The organism is Mycobacterium sp. NTMscope_Eco_3 (assembly GCF_976985685.1).
The window spans coordinates 462,370-483,215 of sequence record NZ_CDRJYZ010000001.1 but is presented as its reverse complement, the minus strand read 5'-3'; the positions used below and the strand labels follow the sequence as shown (position 1 = coordinate 483,215).

Here is a 20,846-nt window from a genome sequence, read left to right as displayed (position 1 = left end):
CGGCGGACCCTCAGTCCGCCTCGATGCGCATCATGTCGGAGAACCGCCCGACGAACAGCGGCGGATAGGCGCCGATGCCCGCTCCCGACATCCACTGCGCCGCGGCGTCAGGGTGGTCGATCCACTCCCGCGCGCTTTCCTCGTCGGGGAACTCCTGCAGGATCAGCACCTCGTGATCATCGTCGAAAGCCTGAAATACCCAGGTCTTTCGGATGCCTGCCGTGGTGAATCTGTCCATGGCCGTACTGACTTCGGAGGTCAGCAGGGCTACATCGTTGACGGACGCGATGGCGGCCACCACGACCCCGGGGGCCGCCGGGGTGTGCGGTGGCTGGGCGATGAACCGGTCGATGATCTCGCCGGCGAATACCGCGGGGATGTCGTCCACGCCGGCTTCGTCGAACCAATCGAAGAACACCCGGGACCGCAGCAGCTCGACGATCGGCTCGCGGCTGTGGACTCCGATCATCACCAGGACCCGGCCGTAGTCGTGCGTCGAGGTGTAGACCAGCACGTGGTGCGCGCCGATATCGGCCAGGGCCGCCTTGTTGCGTTCCAGCAACGGCCATACTCGCGACGGATCCGGGACACGGTAGTCCGACGCGATCACCATCGAATGAATATCGCCGTCATTCATCGAAGTTGGTCCTTCATCACTTTCCCCGTCGCGTTGAGTGGGAGTGAATCAAGGAACTGTACCGCGCGCGGCACCTTGAACCCGGCCATGCGGTCGCGGCACCAGCCGATCAATTCGTCGGCGCCGACCTCGCCCTTGCGGACCACGAACGCCTTGCCCACCTGGCCCATCCGTTCGTCGGGGATACCGATGACGGCCGCCTGCGCGACGGCGGGGTGGTTGAGCAGGAAGCCCTCGATCTCGGCGGGATAGGCGTTGAAGCCCCCGACGATGAACATGTCCTTCTTGCGGCCGACGATGCGCAGCCGGCCGGCGTCGTCGAAACTTCCCAGATCTCCGGTGTGCAGCCAGCCCTCGGCATCGATCGCCTGGGCCGTCGCGTCGGGGTCGTCGAGGTAGCCCTGCATGACGCCGTAGCCGCGAACCACCACCTCGCCGTCGTCGGCGATGCGCACCTCGACTCCGTCGCAGGGCAGCCCCGCGGTGGTGGCGACGTCCTCGAAGGAATCCCCGGGCCGCGACAGCGTCACGTTGCCGGCCTCGGTGAGGCCGTAGCCGGTCATCAACGTCTCGAACGGCAGTTCGCCGTGGATGCGACGGACCAGTTCGACCGGGATGTCGGCGGCGCCGGTCACCGCGGCCCGCAGCGTCGACAGCTTGGACTTGTCACCGACACTCAGTAACGAGTGGTACAGCGTCGGCGGGCCGGGAAGCATCGTGATGCGTTCGCGCTCAATGAGATCCACCACGGTGTCGATGTCGAAGACCGCGACCGGCAGCATCGTCGCGCCGCGCAGGAAGGACGTCACCAACCCCGCCTTCAGACCGAACGTGTGAAAGTACGGGTTGATCTGCAGGTAGCGATCGCCCTCACGCAGGTCCGCGAGCGTCGCCCACTCCTCGTACATCCGCAGCGTTTGGCCGTGATTGAGCATCGCCCCCTTGGGGCGGCCGGTCGTGCCCGAGGTGAAGATGATGTCGGAGATGTCGGTGCCGCGCACCGGCCGCTCGAAGGGCGAACCGCTGGACAAAAAGTCGGACTTCAGATCGATGACCGGTGGAAGCCCGGAGGGCTTCGAAGACAGGGTGTAATCCTGGTCCAGAAAGCCCTTTTGGACCAGGACGGCCTTCACCTTGCCGCGGACGATGATGTCGCCGGCTTCCTCGGTCTTGAACCGCGTGTTGACCGGGACGAGCACGCCGCCGGCCGTCAGCAACCCGAACGCCGCGATGATCCACTCGGCCGAGTTGGGCGCCCAGATCGCGACGCGGTCACCCTTTTCGATGCCGAGTTCCGCGAAAGAGCCTGCGGCACAGCGTATCCGCTCGACAACTTCGGTGAAGGTGAGGCGCAGCGGACCGTCGACGACTGCTTCCGCGTCGCCGAAGCGGTCCGCCGCGCTCAAGACCATCTCGGGGATGGTCCGCCAGGACGTCACACCGTGACGAGTCGACCGAGGTTGCCGCCCATGATCTTTGCCTGGTCATCGACGGACAGGTGCGACAGCGCCTCGATGTAGTAGGTCGGCTCCGCCAACCCCTCGGGGTGCGGCCAGTCCGATCCGTAGAGCACCTGATCCACACCGACCAGGTTGACCAGGTCGTCGATGCCGTCCTCGAAGAACGGGCTGACGTGAATCCGGCTCTTGACCATCTCGACCGGGTCGCTCGGGAACGCCTCCGGGGCCTTGCGGAAGACCTCTGCCAGGCCGTCCAGCAACGGGGTCATCCACTTCGAACCGGCCTCGACGATCGCGACCTTGAGCTTGGGATGCCGGTAGAGCGCGCCGTGAATCACCCACGAGCCCACCGAGTCCTGGATCGGCCGCCACTCGTTGAGGATGCCCATCGCGTTGGTCTGGAACGGCAGCATCTCCTGGTCGGCGCCGTCCCACTCTGAGGTGTACCGGGAGTAGCCGCTGTCGCTCGAGTGCATGCCGACCAGCACGTCGTGCTCGACGACCCGCTCCCAGAACGGGTCGAACTCGGGCACCGCGAACGACCGCGGGCCGCGGAAGCCGGGGACCGGCGCCGGGCGGACCAGGATGGCGCGGGCACCACGCTTGACCGCCCACTCCAGCTCCTCGATCGCCTTCTCGACGATCGGCAAGGTGATGACCGGCGTGGTGAAGATGCGGTTCTGGTAGTTGAAGCCCCAGACCTCGTCCAGCCACTCGTTCAGCGCGTGGACCAGGACGTGGATGGCGAGCGGGTCGTCACGCAGGCGCTCCTCCAGGAGGCTGGCCAACGTCGGGAACATCAGGGTCTTGTCCAGGCCCAGCTCGTTCATCGTCTCCAGGCGCGGGCCGGGCTCGAAGAACGCCGGGATCGCGCGCATCGGCTCACCGAACAGCTCGCGCTTGCTCTTGCCGTCCGGGTTGCCGTACTTGAAGTACTCCTCCCAGGCGCCCGGCCGGGCGACGACCTCGAAGGTCGGATTGGGAATGTAGTTGCTGATCTGGCCGCGGATGGCGATCTTGGTGCGACCGTTGATCTGCACGTACTGGACGTAGTCCTTGTACTCCTTGGGCAGGAACTTGGTCAGCGCCTCCGGCGGCTCGTAGAGGTGGTTATCCGCGTCAAAGATCGGGAACGGAACGTCCACCTTGTGGGACAACTGGCCCATGGAATCCTCCTTCTTGATTTGTGAGAATACTATTCTCTACAGGCGCCCAACCGCAACGTGGGCCTCGCCGAGCCCGCTTCGGCGCGGTGTCAGCACGTCACGACGATTTTGAACGTGGCGGTGGCCGGTTCACTGGGTTTGTCGGTCTTGTAGCCGTTGGCGGTGCCGGTGACGGTGAATTTGTCGCCCGTCATGCTCATGTCGGCGTTGCCGTCGCCACCCTGGGAGTACATCCCGCTGAACCCGCCCACGTTCCGGATGCGCACAGACTGGGCCGTCGCCGGTTGCGCGCTCTCGTCGACGACGACCTTGGCGCCGGTGAATTCGCTGCCGATGTCGATCATCCGAGTCCACTGCACCTGACCGCACTTCACGATGTGGAAGTTTCGATCGGTCCCGTTCACGGTGACTGATGCCGTGCTGGCGATCTGGGTCGGTGGATGCGACGTGCATGCCCCCAGCAAGGCGACGGCGAGGGCCGCAGCGGCGGCCACTGTTCGGTTCCGCACCAAGCCACCTCCATCCCGCAGGCGAAAATTCTTTTGCCTGCAGCGATGATGTTATTCTCGCGAAAAGAGAATGCCAATATCGGGTTGCTGTCGAGGAGCGATGACGCATGGTGGACCTGGAGATCGACGACGGGCTGGCGGTGGTCACCATCGACCGCCCGCACGCCCGCAACGCGATCGGCCTGGACACCATGGACCAGCTGGAGAAGGCGATCGATGCGGCGGCGGGCGCCCAGGCGCTGGTGATCAAGGGCGCCGGAGAGCACGCTTTCGTCTCCGGTGGTGACCTCAAGGAACTGAGCGCGCTGCGGACCGAAGCCGACGCCGCAGCGATGGCCCGGCGCATGCGGTCGATCTGCGATCAGCTGGCGGACTTCCCCGCTCCCGTCGTCGCCGCGCTCAACGGTCATGCGTTCGGCGGGGGCGCCGAAGTCGCCGTCGCCGCCGACATCCGCGTGGCCGCCGACGACATCAAGATCGCCTTCAACCAGGTGCAGCTCGAGATCATGCCGGCCTGGGGCGGTGCCGAGCGGTTGGCCGCGCTGGTCGGAAAGAGCAAGGCGCTGCTGCTGGCCGGCTCGGGAATCACGCTGAGCGCGGCGGACGCGGAGCAAATCGGCCTGGTGGACCGCGTGTTACCGCGCGCCGTCTTCGACTCACCCGACGAAGGGTGGCGTGCTGTGGCACGGTCGCTCGCCCGCCTCCCGGCGACTGAGATAAAGCGCGTAATCCGCGGAGTTTCCCCTGAGGAGGCGATAGCATCCTTTGCACGGCTATGGGTTGCCGACCCGCACTGGCAGGCCGCGGAACGGGTCATGACCCGCAACAGCAAACCTCGCCCGGCGGCCGGAGGAGCGTCATGACCATCAATCTGAGGACGGCGATGGGCGTCGGGTCCGTCGTGTCGTCGGCTTCCCTGTTGGTGGCGGCCGGCGTGCTGGCGGGAAGTGGCCGGGCGCATGCCGACGAGGCCGTCATGCATCACGTCAAGTACACGGTGTCCGCGCAGAATCCGATCTACACCAGCATTTATTACCTGGATCATGAGCCGGCCATTTTCGCCGACTACAGCCACAACCCCTACGCGTTCACGCCGCACGTCGACATCGACCTCGCACCGGGCAAGCCGTGGAGTTACGAGCTGGACCTGTCAAAACCCGACGTGTATGCGATGGTCGTGGCGAGCACGGGTACCGAGCCCGGGGCGCCAAACCTTCACTGCGACTTGGCGGTAGACGGAGCCGTCGTCGTATCCAAGGACGGCCCCAAAGGCGTGCTCTGCTCGCTGCGGAATTGGTGAACCATCCAGGTCTGCGGGATACCTTCGATGGGTCGCGGCTCGCCCTCCAAGCGACGCAGATAACTTTCGACCAGCTCCACGGTTTCGGCGTGGCCACCGTCAATGCCCACCGCCTGCTCGAGCACCAGGAACCATGACAGGCTGCTCATCAAGACCGTCCAGACCACGGGTGGTATGTCTTCTCGGACTTGCCCATAGCGCTCCAGCGCGGCCGTCACCGCCTGGCGCTGGTCCTCGCGGAGGCGCGCAGCGTAGTAGGCAATTTCGGTACGCATCTCCTTTCGGTGGTTTGCCAGCGCCATGAATTCCATGGAAATCCGGGTGAATGCGGGATCGGTGCCGAACCGCCACAGCGCCCACAGCGGCTGCGGCGATTGCAGTAGTCGCGCGTGCACTTCGAGCGCTTCCTCGGCGCGGCGGCGGAAGACTTCGAGGAACAACTCCTCCATGGCGCGGAAGTAGTAGTGCACGAGCTGAGGCTTCAGCCCCGCCTTGTTCGCGAGGCGACGCGAGGTGACCGCGGCATAGCCCTCTTCGAGCATCAGCTGCTCGGCCGCGTCGAGCAGCAACGCGCGATTTTTCGCGTCCGGCGCCCCGATCCTGCGGGCAGATGTCATGTCCCTGCTCCGTACTGTGTGCCATCCCGTGCCGACCACTCGGATCGTATCGTGGCGCGGCGCCCTCGATCTTGACCCTGACATTACCGCCATGCTAAGCAGGTGCTCAGCACATTTCCGATTTCGAAATCACCGCGGCGGTACCGCTTGCCGCCGATACCACCGGTAAACCCAGCCCAGGGAGACGCAATCCGATGAGCACCTTCGAGTCGATCGACTTCTTCACCGATCCGTCTCTGGTCCCAGATCCGCACCCTTACTTCGACTATCTGCGCAGCCAGAACCCGGTGCTGCGGCTGCCGCACTACGGCGTCGTCGCAATCACCGGCTACGAAGAAGCCACCGAGGTCTACAAGGACCCGGACACCTTCTCGAACATCGTCGCGCTCGGCGGGCCGTTCCCTCCGCTGCCGTTCACCCCCGAAGGCGAGGACATCAGCGCACAGATCGACGAGCACCGCAGTTCGTTCCCGATGTTCGAGCACATGGTCACCATGGATCCGCCGGACCACACCAAGGCCCGGTCGGTGCTGGCCAAGCTGCTGACCCCGAGCCGGCTCAAGCAGAACGAGGAGTTCATGTGGCGGCTCGCCGATCGCCAGCTCGACGAGTTCCTGCACAACGGTGAGTGCGAGTTCATCGCCGAATACTCAAAGCCGTTCGCCACCTTGGTGATCGCCGACCTGCTCGGCGTCCCGGAGGAAGACCACACGCAGTTCCGCACCGTGCTGGGCGCCGATCGTCCCGGCGCGCGGGTGGGCGCCCTGGATCACGAGACGGTCGGGATCAACCCGCTGGAATGGCTCGACGACAAGTTCTGTCACTACATCGAGGAGCGGCGTCGCGAGCCGCGCGGCGACGTGCTGACCTTCCTGGCGGAGGCGAAGTACCCGGACGGGTCGACGCCCGAGGTGATCGACGTGGTTCGCTCGGCGACCTTCCTCTTCGCCGCCGGGCAGGAAACCACCGCCAAGTTGCTCAGCGCCGCCCTGCAGGTGCTCGGCGACCGGCCCGACATCCAGCGGCAGGTGCGCGAGGACCGCAGCCTGATCCCGGCGTTCATCGAGGAATCGCTGCGGATGGAGAGCCCGGTGAAAAGCGATTCCCGCCTTGCCCGTAAGGCCACGAGCATCGGCGGCGTCGACATCCCCGCCGGCACCGTGGTGATGATTTTGCCCGGCGCCGCCAATCGCGACCCGCGCCGGTTCGACAACCCGCACGAGTTCGACATCAACCGGAAGAATGTGCGCGAGCACATGGCGTTCGCCCGCGGCGTGCACTCGTGCCCGGGCGGTCCGCTCGCCCGCGTCGAGGGCCGTGTCTCGATCGAGCGGCTCCTGGATCGGATGTCGCACATCGAGATTGACGCGGCCCATCACGGACCGAGCGCCGAGCGCCGCTACAGCTACGAGCCGACGTATATCTTGCGGGGTTTGAGCGAGCTGCACCTGACGTTCACGACCGCCGATGCGGTCGCACCCGTGGCCTAGTCAGACCTGCATGCCGACGAAGTAGCAGCCGAGCAAGACGGCGCCGATCAGCGCCACCCACGCATCGGTGAGTCGGCACAGTAGGACCGGAGCGCTTCGCACCTCCATGAACTCGCGAAAAATGATGCGCACCTTGATGAGTGCGATCACGATGACGCTCGACGTCACCACCGCGCTGGACTTCAGCAGTCCGCCGGCGGAGTGATCTATCCAGAGGTAGGCCAGCGTGAGCGCCGAGAGGACGAGCCAGACGATCATCAACCGCTTGTTGAACTTGATTCCGATCACCTCACCACGTACAGCAGCGCAAAGATGAGCACCCATAGGAAATCAACGGTGTGCCAATAGGTCGCGCAGGTTTCGACAAGTTGCTGGGCGTCGTTGGCGCCCCGCGCTTTTCGCGCCGCTCTGCGGATTTGGTAGACGATGACGCCGAGCGCGACGAAGCCGATCAGCAGGTGCACGAAGTGGATACCGGTGAGGAAGAAATAGTAGGTGAAGAAGTCGTCGCTGTCGAACCCGTGTCCGATGCCGACCAGACGTGCCCATTCGAACACCTTGAAGAAGAGGAAGACCGCGGCGAATGCGGCGGTGATGTAGACGTCTTTGAGCGCCGCCCGGTAGGCGCCGGCGCGCGCCGACTGAACGCAGCGCGCCACCGACCAGGAGCTCAGCAGCAAGACGAGGGTGTTGAAGACCCCGATCCGCAAATCCAGCTGCGCCTGGGAGTGCAAGAACAGCTCGGGATTGTGGGCACGGTAGAACAGGTAGAACCCGAAATACGCGGTGAAGACCAGCGTTTCGAACAACACGAACGCCCACATGTCCGGCTGCCCCGGTACGGCGCGTCGGTTCCGATCGGCGAGGTCCGTCATCGGGTGGCCACCTCTTTGCGGGCGCGGTCGGGCAGCGGCCCGGTGCCGAAGTCTTCGCGCCGGATCATCTGGAACAGCATGACGATGAACGTGACCTGGTAGATGCCGAACACCACCATGTCCAGCCACCAGGCGATCTGGCCGTTCCAGGCCAAGACGCCCCGCCGAAAGATCCAGCACGGCGCCACGACCACCTCGGTCAGCGCGTTGCACAGGTTGAGATAGCCGAACCATTTGGGGAACACGCGATTCTTGTCGAGCAGGATGGCGACCATCCAGATCAGCGACCCGATGAGGAACACCCCCATGGTCCCGTCGAAAGACAGGAAGGCGAAGTCGTAGAGCCATCCGAGAGCTTCGGGGTCTCGCTCGGGTCGCAGCGTCCCGACGATCAGCGCGATGTTGAGCAGCAGCATGCCGGGTACGGCGCTGAGCGAGTAGATGATCAGATAGCTGTACCCGAACGCGGGGCTGACGGACATGCGCCGCATCGAATACGCGATCAGGGCGTTGTTGATCGCGATCATGCCGCTGATGGCGAAGATGACGCCGAAGCCAAACGGTACGCCGAGGTGGCGTTCGGAGAACCAGTGGGCCTGCGTCGCAAGGTCCCAAGTGGGCTGCGGCGGGGGCTGGACTTGCGCCACGATGAAGAACATCGGGAAGAAGATGTTGTAGAACACGACGAGCGTCCACCACGCCAACCAGAGTTCGCGCTTGGGGTTGTGCCGTAGATGCCAGGCGAGTCGCTGGTGCAGCGGTCCGGCAGGCGGCGTGACCGGGAAGGCGGGCGGTGTGATCACCGCGCTCATGCGTCGACCAGTTCCTCTGCGCGCCCGGCGTTTTCGGCGCGCTCCCGGTAGACGGCTTGCCCCAGCACCACGCCCATCACGACGATCCAGACCGCGATCGCAACGTTTTTGACCCAGAAGGACAAGAACCCGTCCCAGGCCAGTGGGCCGGTCAACGACACGCCGACGAAGGCGGCGGGAACCAGCGCGGCCGCCACCGCCAGGTTGAAGTAAGCCACCCAGCGGCGGAACACCGGACGCGGCTGGTTGTCGAAATAGATTGCCAGGGCGAGGATTACGCTTTGCCCGATCAGGAACGGGACCAGGATGGTGAAGGTCATCCAGCCCAGATCATTGAGCAGCTGGGTCAGCGCCGGGCTGCGTTCCGGTCGAAAGGCGGCCAGCAACCAGCAGACGTTGGCGACGAGAAACAGTGTCGGACCGCCGGCCACGCAACCCAACATCGCATACGAGAAGATCGGCGTCCGATGCGCCATGCGGCGGATCTGCAGGACGATCAGCGCCAGGATCGGGACAAGGCAGACCCCGAACCAGTTGAACAGGATCATGCTGTAGCGAATCTGCGGGACGTGGGCCGGATCGCGGTAGAACGCGGCGACCGCATCCGCCGGCATGGAGGGTGACATCGGCGGATTGAAGCCCGGAAACAGGAAGAACGAGGCGATCCATAGGATCAGCGCCACCGGCAGCGTCCAGAGCAGGATCAGCTCGCCGTCCGTCCGCCGGGGCGCGGTGCGCGCCTGTTGGGCGCCGCTTGCATCGTTTCCGCCGACGTCGGACATCGGTACTCCTTCCCCGCACGAATCGCCGCCAAAGCTCGGCTAGTGAGCGAAGCTAGCCGATCGGCTAGCCTCGGTCAATAGCGTGGTCTAGTCTCGGTGCGTGGGAACAGCACGGCAGGCCGCCATCGGTGAGCGATTCTGGCTCGTCGCGCACAGCCCGGCCCGGACGCGGGTACTCGATGCCGCGTTGGATCTGTTCGCCACCCACGGGGTCAGCGGTACGTCGCTGCAGATGATCGCCGACGCCGTCGGTATCACGAAAGCCGCTGTCTACCACCAGTTCCGGACCAAAGAGCAGATTGTCATCGCCGTCACCGAGCGCGAACTCGGCCGCCTCGCGCCGGCGCTCGAGGCCGCCGAAGCCTATGACGACGGGCCCCAGGCACGAGATGCCTTGCTGGTGGGCGTGGTTGAGATGGCCGTTCGCGACCGCCGATTGGTGCGCACGCTGCAATTCGACCCCGTCGTCGTCCGATTGCTGGCCGAGCACAAGCCGTTTCAACTCTTCATGGACCGCCTGTATCGGGTGCTACTGAGCGATGCGGGTCTCGACGGGCGCATCGAGGCCGCGATGTTCTCCGGCGCGCTCAGCACCGCGGTCATGCATCCGTTGGTCGCCGACATCGACGACGACACACTGCTCGACCGGGTTACCGATTTAAGCCGCCGGCTGCTCGGTCTACCGCGGGAGACCCGCGGCTGAGGTGGCTACGTGTCGGCGCGGACCCAACTCGATATGCCGTCGTGAGCAATACAAATCAGGAACAGACCATCGGGCGCCTGCGCGACGTAGTTCAGATAGTTCGTGCAGTCGGCGTTCTCTTCCTTGACCCCGGCCATCGGAGGCGAGCGGAACCAGCGAGGCTGGTATCTCCGCGGCGAGCCGCAGAACATCAGCCGTCCGGGCTCGGAGGCGAAGGAGACGTATCCGTCGGCGACGCCGAAGGCGTAGTAGGTCGTGTTGTCACACGGCGCACCGAGAACCTGATGGGGCATGATGCCCGGGGTGCAGGCGGGGTAGTCGCAGACAGTCGGCCCGGCCGAGGCTGGCGGCGCCGCCATCACACCGGCGCCGAGCAACGCGGCAACCAGAGGCACGATTGATCGCACCCGATTACTCTGCCACACCTGAAAAGAAAATTCTCCTGGTTGGAGAAGATCACGTGGACCGAAAGGCGGTCAGCGCCGGGCCATCCCGAACGCCACCCGACTCCGCGCCCCGGCGGGCGCGCATTTCCGCATGTAAGCGCCACGAAGGCGGCCGTCCGACGGCGGCGTTGAGCTCAGGCTCCAGTGATAAGCTGCTTCTCCGTGCACGATCCGGAGGGGCCCAACGCCGACGATTCTAGTGACCCGAGGAGTACCGCTCCCGACGAATCACAATCGAACTCCGGCGCCGCAGCGGGCCCGTCAGAAACGGACGTAGAAGACGAAGTCGCCAAAGCCGAAGCGCGCGCCGAGGCGGCTCGGGCACGCCTGTTGAAGCTGCGCGGGGCGACCGAAGCCGGGCGCGCGGACGACGCCCAAGATGTCGAGCAGCACCCCGCCAAGGGGACCCGGAAACGGTTACGGTTGCGGCGTCCTGGGCGGCGTCGACGTCCAGGGTGGCTCCGGCGCCCGGGGCGGAAAACGATATCCGTCGGCGTCGGCATCGTGCTCGCCTCCGCGTCTCTCGCCGCGAGCGGCTACGTGCTGTGGCAGCACCACATCACCGTGCATAATCGCCAACTCGCCACGGAGTTCAGTGCAGCCGCCCGGCAAGGGGTCACGGCACTGATGTCGATTGACCCCGATCATGCCAAGGAGGATGTCCAGCGCTCGATCGATGCCTCCACAGGGGACCAGAAGAACCAGCTAGCCGTGTTGTCGCCCCTGATAGTGAACAAGGCCGAGGAAACGAAGGTCGGCACCAAGGTGACCATCGAAGCCGTCGCCGTCGAGTCATTGAGCGACAATTCGGGAGTCGTGCTGGTGGCGGCGAAAACCACTCCCACTGGCCCGGATAACGCCAAGCCGCCGCCGGCCTTGTTTCGGCTCAGCGTCAATCTGGACCGCGACGACGGCCAGCTCAAGATGTCGAAAGTCGATTTCCTGCGATGACCGTCGAACATGGCTCGTCGCCGAACGGCTCCGACGAGGACGCGAAGCCACCCGCCGGCGAGGCACCGGCACGCCCGCGTCGGCGGGCAGCGATTCGGCGTCGCGCCAACCGGTATTTGGCACGGTGGCGTTCAATCGTCGCGACAACGTTGGTCATTGCCGCGGTGGGAATCGCTGCCGGCGTGTACTTCTTTCTGTATCGGCCCGATCAGCAGGTCGGCGACGCGGCGGCGCGCCGGGCAATCCAGGCGGCGTCAGATGGTGCCACGGCGGCGTTGTCGTATTCGTACGAGCATTTGAACCGCGATCTCAACAACGCGAAATCCCATCTCACCGGCGACTTTCTCACCTACTACAGCAAATTCGCCGACGAGGTGGTGGCGCCGACGGCGCAAAAGGGGCAACTGACGGCCAGCGCCAAGGTGATTCGGGCCGCGGTCTCGGAATTGCATCCCAATTCGGCCTCCGTGCTGGTTTTCGTCGACCAGACCACGACAAGCGTGCAAAAGAAGGATCCCGACAAGACGCAGAGCAGCATCCTGGTCACGATGACAAAAGTCGACGGTTCCTGGCTGATCTCGAAATTCGACCCGGCCGGGTGAGCCCAGCGGATCTTGTCCTAACCGTTACCGGGCCGACCGAAGCGGTGTAACGTCATCGCTCGAGGACGCCGCAACCGACGGCGGAAAGGTGCCATAGGCACTCTCGGATTACGCGCTTCGAGGAGCACCTGATGCGTTCAGTCAAAACACTCACCACCGCAACGCTGGTGGCCGCCACTGCATTCGGCGGTTTGAGCGCTGCCCCCACGGCCCGGGCAATAACCAAAGAAGACGTGGCGATCAACGGAACTTTCCGGGCCACGTCCATTGGCGATTATGCCCAGACCAACGATCAGTACAAGGGTGAGCCGACGGTCTACCAGGTATGGACCATCACCTCCACGTGCGACTCAACCCAGGAATGCCATGGTCAGGTGACGAGCGACCAGGGCTGGACCGCGCCCCTCTACATGACTGATGGGGAGACGTGGAAGGTGAGGCGCGAAGTGCCGAACTGGGAACGGTGTGAAGACGGTACCGCGTTCTCCGGAGTGCAGACCTACATGTTCTTCCCCGTAAACGACAACGGCGGATGGCAACTCGGGTCGCGAGTCCTCTCGGGCAAGGACAAGACGGTCGGCCCCAGCGGTGCCTGCGGGCAGAACCAGTGGCTTGACGTCGCGATGCCGTTGCGCCTGGATCAGCTCTCCTGACCCGGGCGGTCGTAACTTCACTGCCCCGCGCTTCGCGGCTCCGCATTGCCTCAGGGCGAATTCAGGTGGGAATCATGTCCTTCCACGTCTTGGGCGCCTTCGGAGCAACGAGATCCGACTGCTGGTACAACTTTCCGTCCGGACCGACATAACGACCGGTGTGCGGATCGTACTTTGCCACCACGACCGAGGGCGCGGGCTTAGATACGTTGGCTCCGAACGAGCTTGGCGCGGCCTGGGGCTGCCCACCGTCGACCTGATCCAGCGGTGCGGGCGCCGGTGGTGGCGGCGGTGGTGCCGGAAGCTCGTCCGGCGCAGCGACATCGAGTGGCGCAAAAGCCGGAATGTCAGCCGACATTCTCGACATCGGCGCCAGCGTTGCCCCCGACGACGGCACGGGGGGCACAGCTGCTCCCACCGTGCCCGGTGGTGGGTTTTCTCCCCGCGGCCCCGCCGCGTCGCCGCGCGGCACCGCCCCCGGCGGCAGCGGCGTTCCCTCGACCGGGCCGAAGATCCTGTCATTGACGGTAATCCGGTCATCGGGCGGGACGCCCTGGGAAATCAGATTCGGATCCAAGGGATAGGGCCCGGTGGTGTGCTGACGCATCGCCAGCGGCATGTACGGCTTGTCGCTGTTGCAGATTTCGACGGTGGGCGCGCGCTTACCCGGGTGACCCATGCAGGGATAGTTGCGGGCGCCGCGAACCGCGATCGGTGAATCCTGCGGGAGTTTGCAATACAACCCGTCCGGTGTGTCGATGTCGCTCAGGTCGTCCGGGGATCGCCAGGTGTTCGGCGGCATGAAGCCGACCGTACAAATAGGTGGATCGTCCACCGTGGCCGCGAAGTCGCCGTAAGCCCTACCGTCGGGGTGGTTTTCACCCGTAGCGGCCTGCTCGATGGCGACCCCCGAGGGCAGCAGCACCAGCAGCTGCTCGATCGAGGGGTGGTAGGTGATGCCGATCTGCCCGATGGTGGTCAGGTTGGCGAGCAACACCGGCAGCGTCGGCTTGATCTGCTCGAGAAGCCGGGATGCTTCGTTCGCGGTGTCCGGACCCTTCTCCAGGATGGTCCGGAAGTGGGAATCGTTGTTCACCATGACATCCGAGATGCCGGCGAAGCTGCGCGCCCACGTTCTGATCGAGTCGGTGGTGTGCGCCTGGGTATCCAGCAGCGGCCCGGTGTCTTCGGTGAGGGCCCGGGTGCGATCGACGACGCCGTTGGCGTCGCGCGACAGGGTCTTCGAGGAATCGATCAGTGAGCCCAGGTCGTAACCGGTGCCGTTGAAGCCCTGGAAGGATTCGTCGAGCAATTGGCCGAGCTTGGCCTTCGGGATGCTTTGAACCATGGCATTGACCTGCTCGAGCATCGGGGCGACCGGCTGCGGAATCGTGGTGTCGCGCACGGAGATTACCGAGCCGTCGTGCAGGTAGGGCGGCGAATTGGTTTTGGGCCGCAGGTCCACGTACTGCTCACCCACCGCGGAGACACTGAGCACCTCGGCGGTCAGGTCCGCGGGGACTTTTGGTGAAGTGCTCAGCGACAGCGTCGCTTTCGCGCCCGTCGGCGTCAAACCCACCGCGGTGACCTTGCCGAGCTGAACACCGCGGTAGGTCACGTTGGAAAACCGGTACAGCCCGCCGGTGGCCGGCAACTCCAGCGTCACCGTCATCCGGCCGATGCCGAGCAGGGTCGGCGCCTGAATGTAGAAGAGCACCATCGCGACCACGCCGATGATCCCGGCGACCAAAAAAATCCCCAGCTGAATACGAACGAAGCGCGTCAGCATCTATCCACCCGCTCCCGTCGAAGGTGCCTCCGCCGGCGGTGGCGTTTGACCCAGATTCGCGTCAGGCATCGGCGCCTCAGCCGGAGCAGGCCCCGGACGAGGTCCATAGTTCCCCGGTCCCGGCACCGCACCCGGCGGTGGCGGGGGCAACGGCAACGCGTCGGGATCGACCCACGGTGGCCTCAGCGGGTTATGCAAGGGATCGAGCGTGTAATTCATGCGATACGGATCGCCGGGCACCGGCGGCACCGGCATATCGAGTTGCCCCCAGTGGGTTCCCAGGAACAATCCCTTCTTGAGCCTTGGGATCGTCAGGTCGAAATCGAAATGCAGGTTGAAGAAATCGCCTCGGACGGCTCGGTCGACGAAGTTCTGGGTGAACGGGAACACGAACGAAGCCGCGATGGCCGCGCCGAAATCCGGTCCGACGTCGGCGAGCGCTTTGATGGTCGGCTCCAAGTTTTTGAGGTTCCTCACCAGGTCGGCCTGGGCGTCGTTGACCAGCCGGTTGGCGGTGTTACTGAACACGCGAAGGTGATCGAGGGCGGCCGTCAGACGGGGCCGCTCCTTGATCAACACCTCGAGCGCCGGCGGGATCTTGCGCAGCGCGTCGGTGACGACGTCGCGTTGGTCGGCGAAGGTGGCCGACAACCGATTCAGGGCCTGGATGGAGGCGACGATGTTGTCCTGTTCGTCGTTCAGAGTTCCCACGAACGTGTCCAGGCGGGTGATCAGATCACGCACCGCACCCTCGTGCCCGGACAGGGCGGCCGAGAAATTGTGGATGACCTCCCCGATCTGTCCCAGTCCACCGCCGTTGACCACCGCCCCCAGCGACGACAGCGTCTGCTCGGTCGACGGGTAGGCCGACGACCGGCTCAGCGGAATGGTGGCGCCGGGCTGCAGCCGTCCGCTCCCCTGCTGGCCCAGTGGAGTATTGAGCTCCACATGCATCGAGCCCAGCAGGCTGGTCTGACCGACGGTGGCTACCACGTTGGCCGGGACCACCACGTCGCGCTTGACGGAGATCTCGACGTCGGCGTGCCAGCCTTGCACCCTCATCGTGCCGACACTGCCGACGACGACGTCGTTGATCATGACCGGCGAATTCGACTCCATCGTACCGACATTCGGGAGTTCGACGTGGTAGATGTTGGCCCCCGGCCCGCGTCCGACGGCACCGGGCAGGGGCAGTGAATTCAGGCCGTGGAACGCGCATCCCGTCGCGGTCAACACCACGCAACAGCCGACGGTGAACACCCGCCGTGCTACACCTGATGGCCCAACTCCTCCGCGGGCCGAGGGCCCGCATCGTCGCAGGGCCGCCATCCGGGCGATCATTGTTGTGGCCCGTCTGCCGGCAGCAGCATTTCCGAGGCACTCGGCGCCGGCGGTGGTGGCGCCGGTGTCGACGGTGGGGGCGGCAGCGGCATCGCCGCGCCCGGTATCCGCGCCGGTGGCACCGCCCCCGGCGGTCCCACCGGGTCACCCGGCAGGCCGGTGTAGGCCGACACGGCGGCCGGGATCTCGGGTGCCGTGGGTTTCGGGCCCTCCCCGCCGGGCGCCAGGCGCGGTTCGGTGTAGAGAACCCTGGCCGGGTCAATCGACTTGGCTATGAACGGGTTTAGCGGAAGGGGCGAGTTATTCCAGCTGGTCTGCCGCAATCCGGGACCAATGAACAGGGAGCAGAGCTTGCCCGTTTCGACCGAGGTGATGTTCCCGATGGCGCCGATTTGCGTGCATCCCGGTACGGATAACAGAACCTGACCGCCCCATGTGGGATTCGACATGTTCATGAGCCCGAATCCTCCGACGATGGTTCCGGTGTCGGCGTTGTAGTCGTTGAAGAAGTTGCCGAACGCGTTCGGCGCTGCGTGCAGGATGTTCTCCAGGTCCAGGTGGTGATCGACCAGGTTCTGCGTGACGTCGGCCAATCGGGCGATCTGTTCGCTGGTCTGGTTGCGCGTGCCGGCGATGAAGCGCTGTACCTCGCCGACCGCCGTCGACAGATCGGTCAGCGCCGCGTCCAGGTCGGATTTGCTGTCGTTGACGACGCTGGTGAGCGTGGCCAGGCGACCGTTGAACTGCTCGATCTGCACGTTGCTGTCGCGTAGCGCGCCGATGAACGTCTGCAGGTTTTTGATGATGTCGACGATGTTGCCGCTGCCGTTGGCGAGGATCCGGCCGACGCCCGACAGCTGACCGAGCGTTTGCCGCAGCTTGTCGCCGTTGCCGTCGAGGGCGTTGGCGGCGCTGTCGATGAACCGGCCGACGGATGTGCCCGATACCCCGCTTTTGGGTCCCAAATCCGTTGCCAGCCGCATCAACTGGGTTTTGACCTCGTCCCACTCGACCGGCACCGCGGTCCGTTCGACCGGTATGACTGCGCCGTCCCGCATGACCGGCCCGCTGTCTCGATAGGCCGGGGCGAGCTGAACGTAGCGGGCGGACACCAGGTTCGAGGCGACGATCACCGCCTTCGCGTCCGCCGGAATCGGCACGTCGTGGTCGACCTTGAGGATCATCTTGGCCTGGGTGCCCTGCGGCTGAATGGATTTGATGGTGCCGACTTTGACACCCGAAACCCGCACCTCGTCGTGGGGATAGATCGCGGTGGCGGTGGTGAAATAGGCCGTGATCGTCTTCTGCCCGAAGAACGTATTGCGGACGACCACGGCGGCTCCGGCAAGCAGGAGCCCGACCAAGGCAACCGCCGTCACGGCCGCGAGCCGCTTGCGCGGGATCCGAGAGGTCATTGTGATCCTCCGACCCGTCCGCCCAGCGTGCAGCCAGGGCACATTGGAATGGAGTTGTAGGGCCAGGGGGTCAGCGCCCGAGGCACCGGCGATGGGAAGCCGGGGCCCTTCAACGTATCGAAGGTGCGGAATCCCCAGAGGTAGTCGAACAACTCCTGGAAGAGTTGGGGGATAAGGAAGTTCGGGGCGAACGCCTGGTAGGCGTACATGCCGGAGATGGCCTCACCGACCGTGATCTGAAATTTCTTGAGGCCCGCCAGCGATTTGGCGATGTTGTCGCGGTTCTTTTCCAGCATCGCCGTCACCGAATTCAATCTCTCCAGCGTCGGTGCCAATGTGCTTTCGTTGTCGTGCACCAATGCCGTCAGCTGCTTGGCCACCACCGACGTGTTGGCCAGCAGGTCCACGATCTCTTGACGCCGCGCCACCAGGACTTGGAGCAGGGAGTCGGAGTTGAGGATGAGCTTGTTGACCTGCTGGCTACGTTCGGAGAGAACCCCGGTGACGTCGCCGGCACTCTTGAAAAGGTCACCCAGGTTCTTGTTACGACTGTTGAGGGTGCGCGATAACCGGGTGAGCGCGTCGAAGGCCGGCCCCATTTGGGGCGCAATCTGATCGAGCGTCGCCGCCAGCGTGTCCAATGACTGGTTCAGCGCTGCGGTATTCGTTCCCGCAGTGTCGGTGGTCAAGTCGCTGACCGCTTCCGTCAGCGAGTAAGGCGAAGAGGTGCGCGAGACCGGAATGAGAGCCATCGGATGCATCGTGCCGCTGCCCGCGGACTCCACCGACAGCATCCGCTCGCCCAGCAATGTGCCCGTGCGGATGTGCGCGGAAGTCTCCGAGCCGAGCAGGATGTTGCCCTTCATCGTGAAAGTCACCAGCGCGTCGCCGTGACGCAGCTTCACATCCGACACCGTGCCGACCTTCATCCCCGACACGATGACGGGGTTGCCCGCCGCAAGGCCCCCGGCTTCGGTGAACAGCGCCTGGTACCTGACCATCGTCGCCCATGCGACGAATCGGTCGGGCGACAGCCCCACCAGGATGACCATCACCGCCAGGACGGTGCCGATGAGTCCGGCTTTGACCAGCCCGGCTCCGCGATACTTGAGCATTAGGGTTCCGTGCACCTTCCTGCATCTGACCTGAAGATATTGGCGCGCACGGTCTTGCCGTTGAGATCCGTACCGCGGAGCCCGAACTGGCAGATGTAGTACGGGATGGTGGCGCCGTTCACGCCGAGTCGAACCAGCTTGCGGTAGTTCCTGGGCGCCTTCTGAATTGCGGTGTCGATGCGGTCCTTGTCGTTGTCGAGAATGGGTGCCAGTCGATTCAGCTGAGCGATGGTCCCCGACAGCGGCGGGCGAGCCTCGGCAAGCAGATCCGCCAGCGAGGCGGTTCCCTTGTCCAGGGCGTCAATCGCGGACCCGATCGTGTCGCGGTCATTCGACAGCCCGCTGACAAGCTGCTCGAGGCGATCGATTGCGCCGGAGAACTGTTTGCCGTCCTTGGCGATCGTGCCGATCACCGTGTTGAGGTTGTCGATCAGCTGCTGCACGGTTTGATCGTTGTCGGCCAAGGCGTTCGAAAACGACGTCGTCTTGGTGAACAGCGACTCGATCGTCCCGCCCTGACCCTGGAAGACCTGCAGCAGCCCTGCGGTCAACGCGTTGACATCGTGCGGATTCAGCCCCTGCGTAACGGGTTTCAGTCCGCCGAGGAGGAGGTCGAGGTCAAGCGCGGGCGCGGTGCGGCTGACGGGAATCTGACCGCCGGCGGGCAGCCGTTTGGGCGAGCCCGGACCATCGAGCAGTTCGAGGTAGCGGTCGCCCACCAGGTTCAGGTAGCGGACCGCCGCCCTGCTGCCCTCGGTGAGGACGACGTTGCGGTCGGCATCGAACTTCACCACGACTTTTTTGTCGGGCCGCAACGAAACGCTGTCGACCGTGCCGACGCGAATCCCGGCGACGCGCACCGACTCTCCCGGTTTCAGCCGCGACACGTCGTTGAACACCGCCGAATACCCGGTCGTCGCGCCCGTCCGGTACTGGCCGAAGATGAAGAAGAGGAAGGCGGTCAGCACCGCCATCACGACCGCAAAGGTCGCGAACTTGATGAGCGTTGCGCGCGTTCTCATCCCTGTTGTCCGATCTGGGCGGGGTTGCGCGGCGGGCCGGCGATCGGCCCGTACAACAGCTGCTTCAGCCCGTCGAAGTTGAGCAACAGCTGCGGGTTTCCGTAGTTCACCGGGTTGGCGCCGATGTCGGCAATCAACTGCGGCGGGGCGGTATTGAACGGCAGCTTCGGCAGGCCCACACATTGCGGGCCCCCCGTCGCCGCGACCTTGGGCAGGTTCGTCGGATACCGATAACGTTCTGCGCCCCACGTGAGGCTCGCCGAGATGTTGATGCTCGGTTCCGACAACGGCGCCCCGTGCGTTATCTGTACGAGCCCGGCGAACGCACAGTTGAGCGCCGGGGCGTACTCATTGGTCAGATCCGTGGTCGGCGCCAGCAGATGCACCACGTCCGTCAGCGGTTGACGGTTCGTCGACAAGACGTCGTTGCCGATGTCGGCCAGGCCGATCGCGCTGATCAGCAACGCATCCAGGTTGCGTTGCTCGTCGACGATCGTCTTGCTGATCCGCGTCGCGTTCGAGGCGGTCTTCATCAGGTCGGGCGCCGCGTCGGCGTAGGCGTTGGACACCACCGGTAAGACCGAGAGGTCATGCCGGAAAGCGGGCAGGCTCGGCTCCAGCCTGGCGAGAAAGGAATCCAGGTCGCTCAGCGATTGGCCAAGCTGTGGACCCCGCCCACTGAACGCCTGTGCCAGCGCACCCAGCGACTCGTTGAGCTTCGGCGGGTCGATGTGACTCAGGACCGACACCAGTTGCTGGAACACCGTGTTGATTTCGACCATGACGTGCTGGCCCTGCAGCGTCTGGCCGCTGCGGAGCCGCTGCGCCGAGGGTTGGGCAGGCTCTACGAGAAGGATGGACTTGGCGCCGAACACCGTTGACGACGCGATGTCGACGAGCACGTTGCCGGGGATGAAGTGCAACTGGGACGGGTCCATCGCCAAGTGAATGGCCGCCAGCCCGTTGGGCAGCGAGTCGATCGAGGCGACCTTGCCCACCTGCACGCCGCGCATCTTGACCTTGGCGTCCGGGTTCATGACCAGGCCGGCTCGTTGCGAAATCACGGTCACCGGCACGGTTTCGGTGAAAGAGCCCCGAAACAGACCAATGGCAATGGCGACGATCACGGCGACCACGACGACGGTCGCCAATCCGGCCAGG

23 protein-coding genes are annotated in these 20,846 nt (G+C 64.8%); 7 read left to right on the top strand and 16 right to left on the bottom strand.

All coding sequences use genetic code 11. The features are described 5' to 3' along the window. Positions 1–10: 10 nt before the first annotated feature. The 4 genes from AC0KTM_RS02380 to AC0KTM_RS02365 all read right to left on the bottom strand — a co-directional run bounded on the left by AC0KTM_RS02380 (position 11) and on the right by AC0KTM_RS02365 (position 3,772). On the bottom strand, positions 11–637 hold the full coding sequence (locus tag AC0KTM_RS02380) for a fatty-acid--CoA ligase (RefSeq protein ID WP_225327377.1): 627 nt from the start codon (positions 635–637) through the stop codon (positions 11–13). Beyond that, positions 634–2,049, bottom strand: a complete 1,416-nt coding sequence (locus AC0KTM_RS02375) for a FadD3 family acyl-CoA ligase (protein WP_472414875.1) — start codon at positions 2,047–2,049, stop codon at positions 634–636. Before AC0KTM_RS02375 ends, AC0KTM_RS02380 begins: the two co-directional genes overlap by 4 nt. Before the next feature lie 23 nt (positions 2,050–2,072). Continuing rightward, positions 2,073–3,263 (bottom strand): amidohydrolase family protein, encoded by a 1,191-nt coding sequence (locus AC0KTM_RS02370; protein ID WP_225327379.1) that lies wholly within the window; start codon positions 3,261–3,263, stop codon positions 2,073–2,075. An 89-nt stretch (positions 3,264–3,352) separates the two neighbouring features. Next, complete coding sequence (locus AC0KTM_RS02365) at positions 3,353–3,772, bottom strand: lipoprotein LpqH (protein WP_225327380.1); 420 nt, start codon at positions 3,770–3,772, stop codon at positions 3,353–3,355. 107 nt (positions 3,773–3,879) lie between these two features. Here AC0KTM_RS02365 and AC0KTM_RS02360 point away from each other — a divergent pair, with 107 nt between their 5' ends. Together AC0KTM_RS02360 and AC0KTM_RS02355 are read left to right on the top strand one after the other, a co-directional pair. Next, complete coding sequence (locus tag AC0KTM_RS02360) at positions 3,880–4,635, top strand: enoyl-CoA hydratase/isomerase family protein (protein ID WP_225327381.1); 756 nt, start codon at positions 3,880–3,882, stop codon at positions 4,633–4,635. A gap of 71 nt (positions 4,636–4,706) precedes the next feature. Then, a complete protein-coding gene (locus tag AC0KTM_RS02355; RefSeq protein WP_472417350.1) occupies positions 4,707–5,072 on the top strand; it encodes a hypothetical protein in 366 nt (121 codons plus the stop codon). Here AC0KTM_RS02355 and AC0KTM_RS02350 read toward each other — a convergent pair. Next, positions 4,988–5,689 carry a TetR/AcrR family transcriptional regulator gene (locus tag AC0KTM_RS02350; RefSeq protein ID WP_472414873.1) on the bottom strand — a complete coding sequence of 234 codons (702 nt, stop codon included), beginning with the start codon at positions 5,687–5,689 and terminating at the stop codon, positions 4,988–4,990. The two genes, AC0KTM_RS02355 and AC0KTM_RS02350, sit on opposite strands and share 85 nt — an antisense overlap. 194 nt (positions 5,690–5,883) lie before the next feature. On the opposite strand from AC0KTM_RS02350, the gene AC0KTM_RS02345 reads away from it, so the two are divergent. Next, the gene (locus AC0KTM_RS02345; RefSeq protein ID WP_225327383.1) at positions 5,884–7,179 is read left to right on the top strand and encodes a cytochrome P450; all 1,296 of its coding nucleotides are present in this window, start codon (positions 5,884–5,886) and stop codon (positions 7,177–7,179) included. Here the strand turns inward: AC0KTM_RS02345 and AC0KTM_RS02340 are convergent, their stop codons facing one another. Genes AC0KTM_RS02340 through AC0KTM_RS02325 form a run of 4 tightly spaced genes read right to left on the bottom strand, consistent with a single transcriptional unit; the run spans position 7,180 to position 9,648 of the window. Beyond that, on the bottom strand, positions 7,180–7,464 hold the full coding sequence (locus AC0KTM_RS02340; protein ID WP_472417348.1) for a cytochrome C oxidase subunit IV family protein: 285 nt from the start codon (positions 7,462–7,464) through the stop codon (positions 7,180–7,182). Beyond that, positions 7,464–8,054 carry a cytochrome c oxidase subunit 3 gene (locus AC0KTM_RS02335; protein WP_225327384.1) on the bottom strand — a complete coding sequence of 197 codons (591 nt, stop codon included), beginning with the start codon at positions 8,052–8,054 and terminating at the stop codon, positions 7,464–7,466. Before AC0KTM_RS02335 ends, AC0KTM_RS02340 begins: the two co-directional genes overlap by 1 nt. Next, positions 8,051–8,866: a hypothetical protein gene (locus AC0KTM_RS02330; RefSeq protein ID WP_472414871.1), complete on the bottom strand. Its 816-nt coding sequence runs from the start codon at positions 8,864–8,866 to the stop codon at positions 8,051–8,053. Before AC0KTM_RS02330 ends, AC0KTM_RS02335 begins: the two co-directional genes overlap by 4 nt. Beyond that, entirely contained in the window at positions 8,863–9,648 is a 786-nt protein-coding gene (locus AC0KTM_RS02325; protein ID WP_472414869.1) for a hypothetical protein, read from the bottom strand. Before AC0KTM_RS02325 ends, AC0KTM_RS02330 begins: the two co-directional genes overlap by 4 nt. Before the next feature lie 100 nt (positions 9,649–9,748). Between AC0KTM_RS02325 and AC0KTM_RS02320 the strand changes: the two genes are divergently transcribed. Next, entirely contained in the window at positions 9,749–10,351 is a 603-nt protein-coding gene (locus tag AC0KTM_RS02320; protein WP_472414868.1) for a TetR/AcrR family transcriptional regulator, read from the top strand. Positions 10,352–10,356: 5 nt separating this feature from the next. On the opposite strand, the gene AC0KTM_RS02315 is transcribed toward AC0KTM_RS02320, so the two are convergent. Then, positions 10,357–10,746 carry a hypothetical protein gene (locus AC0KTM_RS02315; protein WP_472417346.1) on the bottom strand — a complete coding sequence of 130 codons (390 nt, stop codon included), beginning with the start codon at positions 10,744–10,746 and terminating at the stop codon, positions 10,357–10,359. A gap of 213 nt (positions 10,747–10,959) precedes the next feature. Here AC0KTM_RS02315 and AC0KTM_RS02310 point away from each other — a divergent pair, with 213 nt between their 5' ends. The 3 genes from AC0KTM_RS02310 to AC0KTM_RS02300 all read left to right on the top strand — a co-directional run bounded on the left by AC0KTM_RS02310 (position 10,960) and on the right by AC0KTM_RS02300 (position 13,003). Then, positions 10,960–11,748 carry a hypothetical protein gene (locus AC0KTM_RS02310; RefSeq protein WP_472414866.1) on the top strand — a complete coding sequence of 263 codons (789 nt, stop codon included), beginning with the start codon at positions 10,960–10,962 and terminating at the stop codon, positions 11,746–11,748. Beyond that, positions 11,745–12,350 carry a hypothetical protein gene (locus AC0KTM_RS02305; RefSeq protein WP_472414864.1) on the top strand — a complete coding sequence of 202 codons (606 nt, stop codon included), beginning with the start codon at positions 11,745–11,747 and terminating at the stop codon, positions 12,348–12,350. The genes AC0KTM_RS02310 and AC0KTM_RS02305 overlap by 4 nt, the downstream gene beginning before the upstream one ends. A gap of 131 nt (positions 12,351–12,481) precedes the next feature. Continuing rightward, positions 12,482–13,003, top strand: a complete 522-nt coding sequence (locus tag AC0KTM_RS02300) for an Rv2253/PknI dimerization domain-containing protein (RefSeq protein ID WP_472414862.1) — start codon at positions 12,482–12,484, stop codon at positions 13,001–13,003. A gap of 61 nt (positions 13,004–13,064) precedes the next feature. Here the strand turns inward: AC0KTM_RS02300 and AC0KTM_RS02295 are convergent, their stop codons facing one another. Genes AC0KTM_RS02295 through AC0KTM_RS02270 form a run of 6 tightly spaced genes read right to left on the bottom strand, consistent with a single transcriptional unit; the run spans position 13,065 to position 20,845 of the window. Then, positions 13,065–14,792 carry an MCE family protein gene (locus AC0KTM_RS02295; protein WP_472414860.1) on the bottom strand — a complete coding sequence of 576 codons (1,728 nt, stop codon included), beginning with the start codon at positions 14,790–14,792 and terminating at the stop codon, positions 13,065–13,067. Next, positions 14,793–16,121 carry an MCE family protein gene (locus AC0KTM_RS02290; RefSeq protein ID WP_472414859.1) on the bottom strand — a complete coding sequence of 443 codons (1,329 nt, stop codon included), beginning with the start codon at positions 16,119–16,121 and terminating at the stop codon, positions 14,793–14,795. An 8-nt stretch (positions 16,122–16,129) separates the two neighbouring features. Beyond that, positions 16,130–17,548 carry an MCE family protein gene (locus tag AC0KTM_RS02285; protein ID WP_472414857.1) on the bottom strand — a complete coding sequence of 473 codons (1,419 nt, stop codon included), beginning with the start codon at positions 17,546–17,548 and terminating at the stop codon, positions 16,130–16,132. Continuing rightward, the gene (locus AC0KTM_RS02280) at positions 17,545–18,663 is read right to left on the bottom strand and encodes an MCE family protein (RefSeq protein WP_472414855.1); all 1,119 of its coding nucleotides are present in this window, start codon (positions 18,661–18,663) and stop codon (positions 17,545–17,547) included. Before AC0KTM_RS02280 ends, AC0KTM_RS02285 begins: the two co-directional genes overlap by 4 nt. After that, positions 18,663–19,685 (bottom strand): MCE family protein, encoded by a 1,023-nt coding sequence (locus AC0KTM_RS02275; protein ID WP_014379201.1) that lies wholly within the window; start codon positions 19,683–19,685, stop codon positions 18,663–18,665. Before AC0KTM_RS02275 ends, AC0KTM_RS02280 begins: the two co-directional genes overlap by 1 nt. Continuing rightward, entirely contained in the window at positions 19,682–20,845 is a 1,164-nt protein-coding gene (locus AC0KTM_RS02270) for an MCE family protein (RefSeq protein WP_472417344.1), read from the bottom strand. The genes AC0KTM_RS02275 and AC0KTM_RS02270 overlap by 4 nt, the downstream gene beginning before the upstream one ends. Position 20,846: the final 1 nt, after the last annotated feature.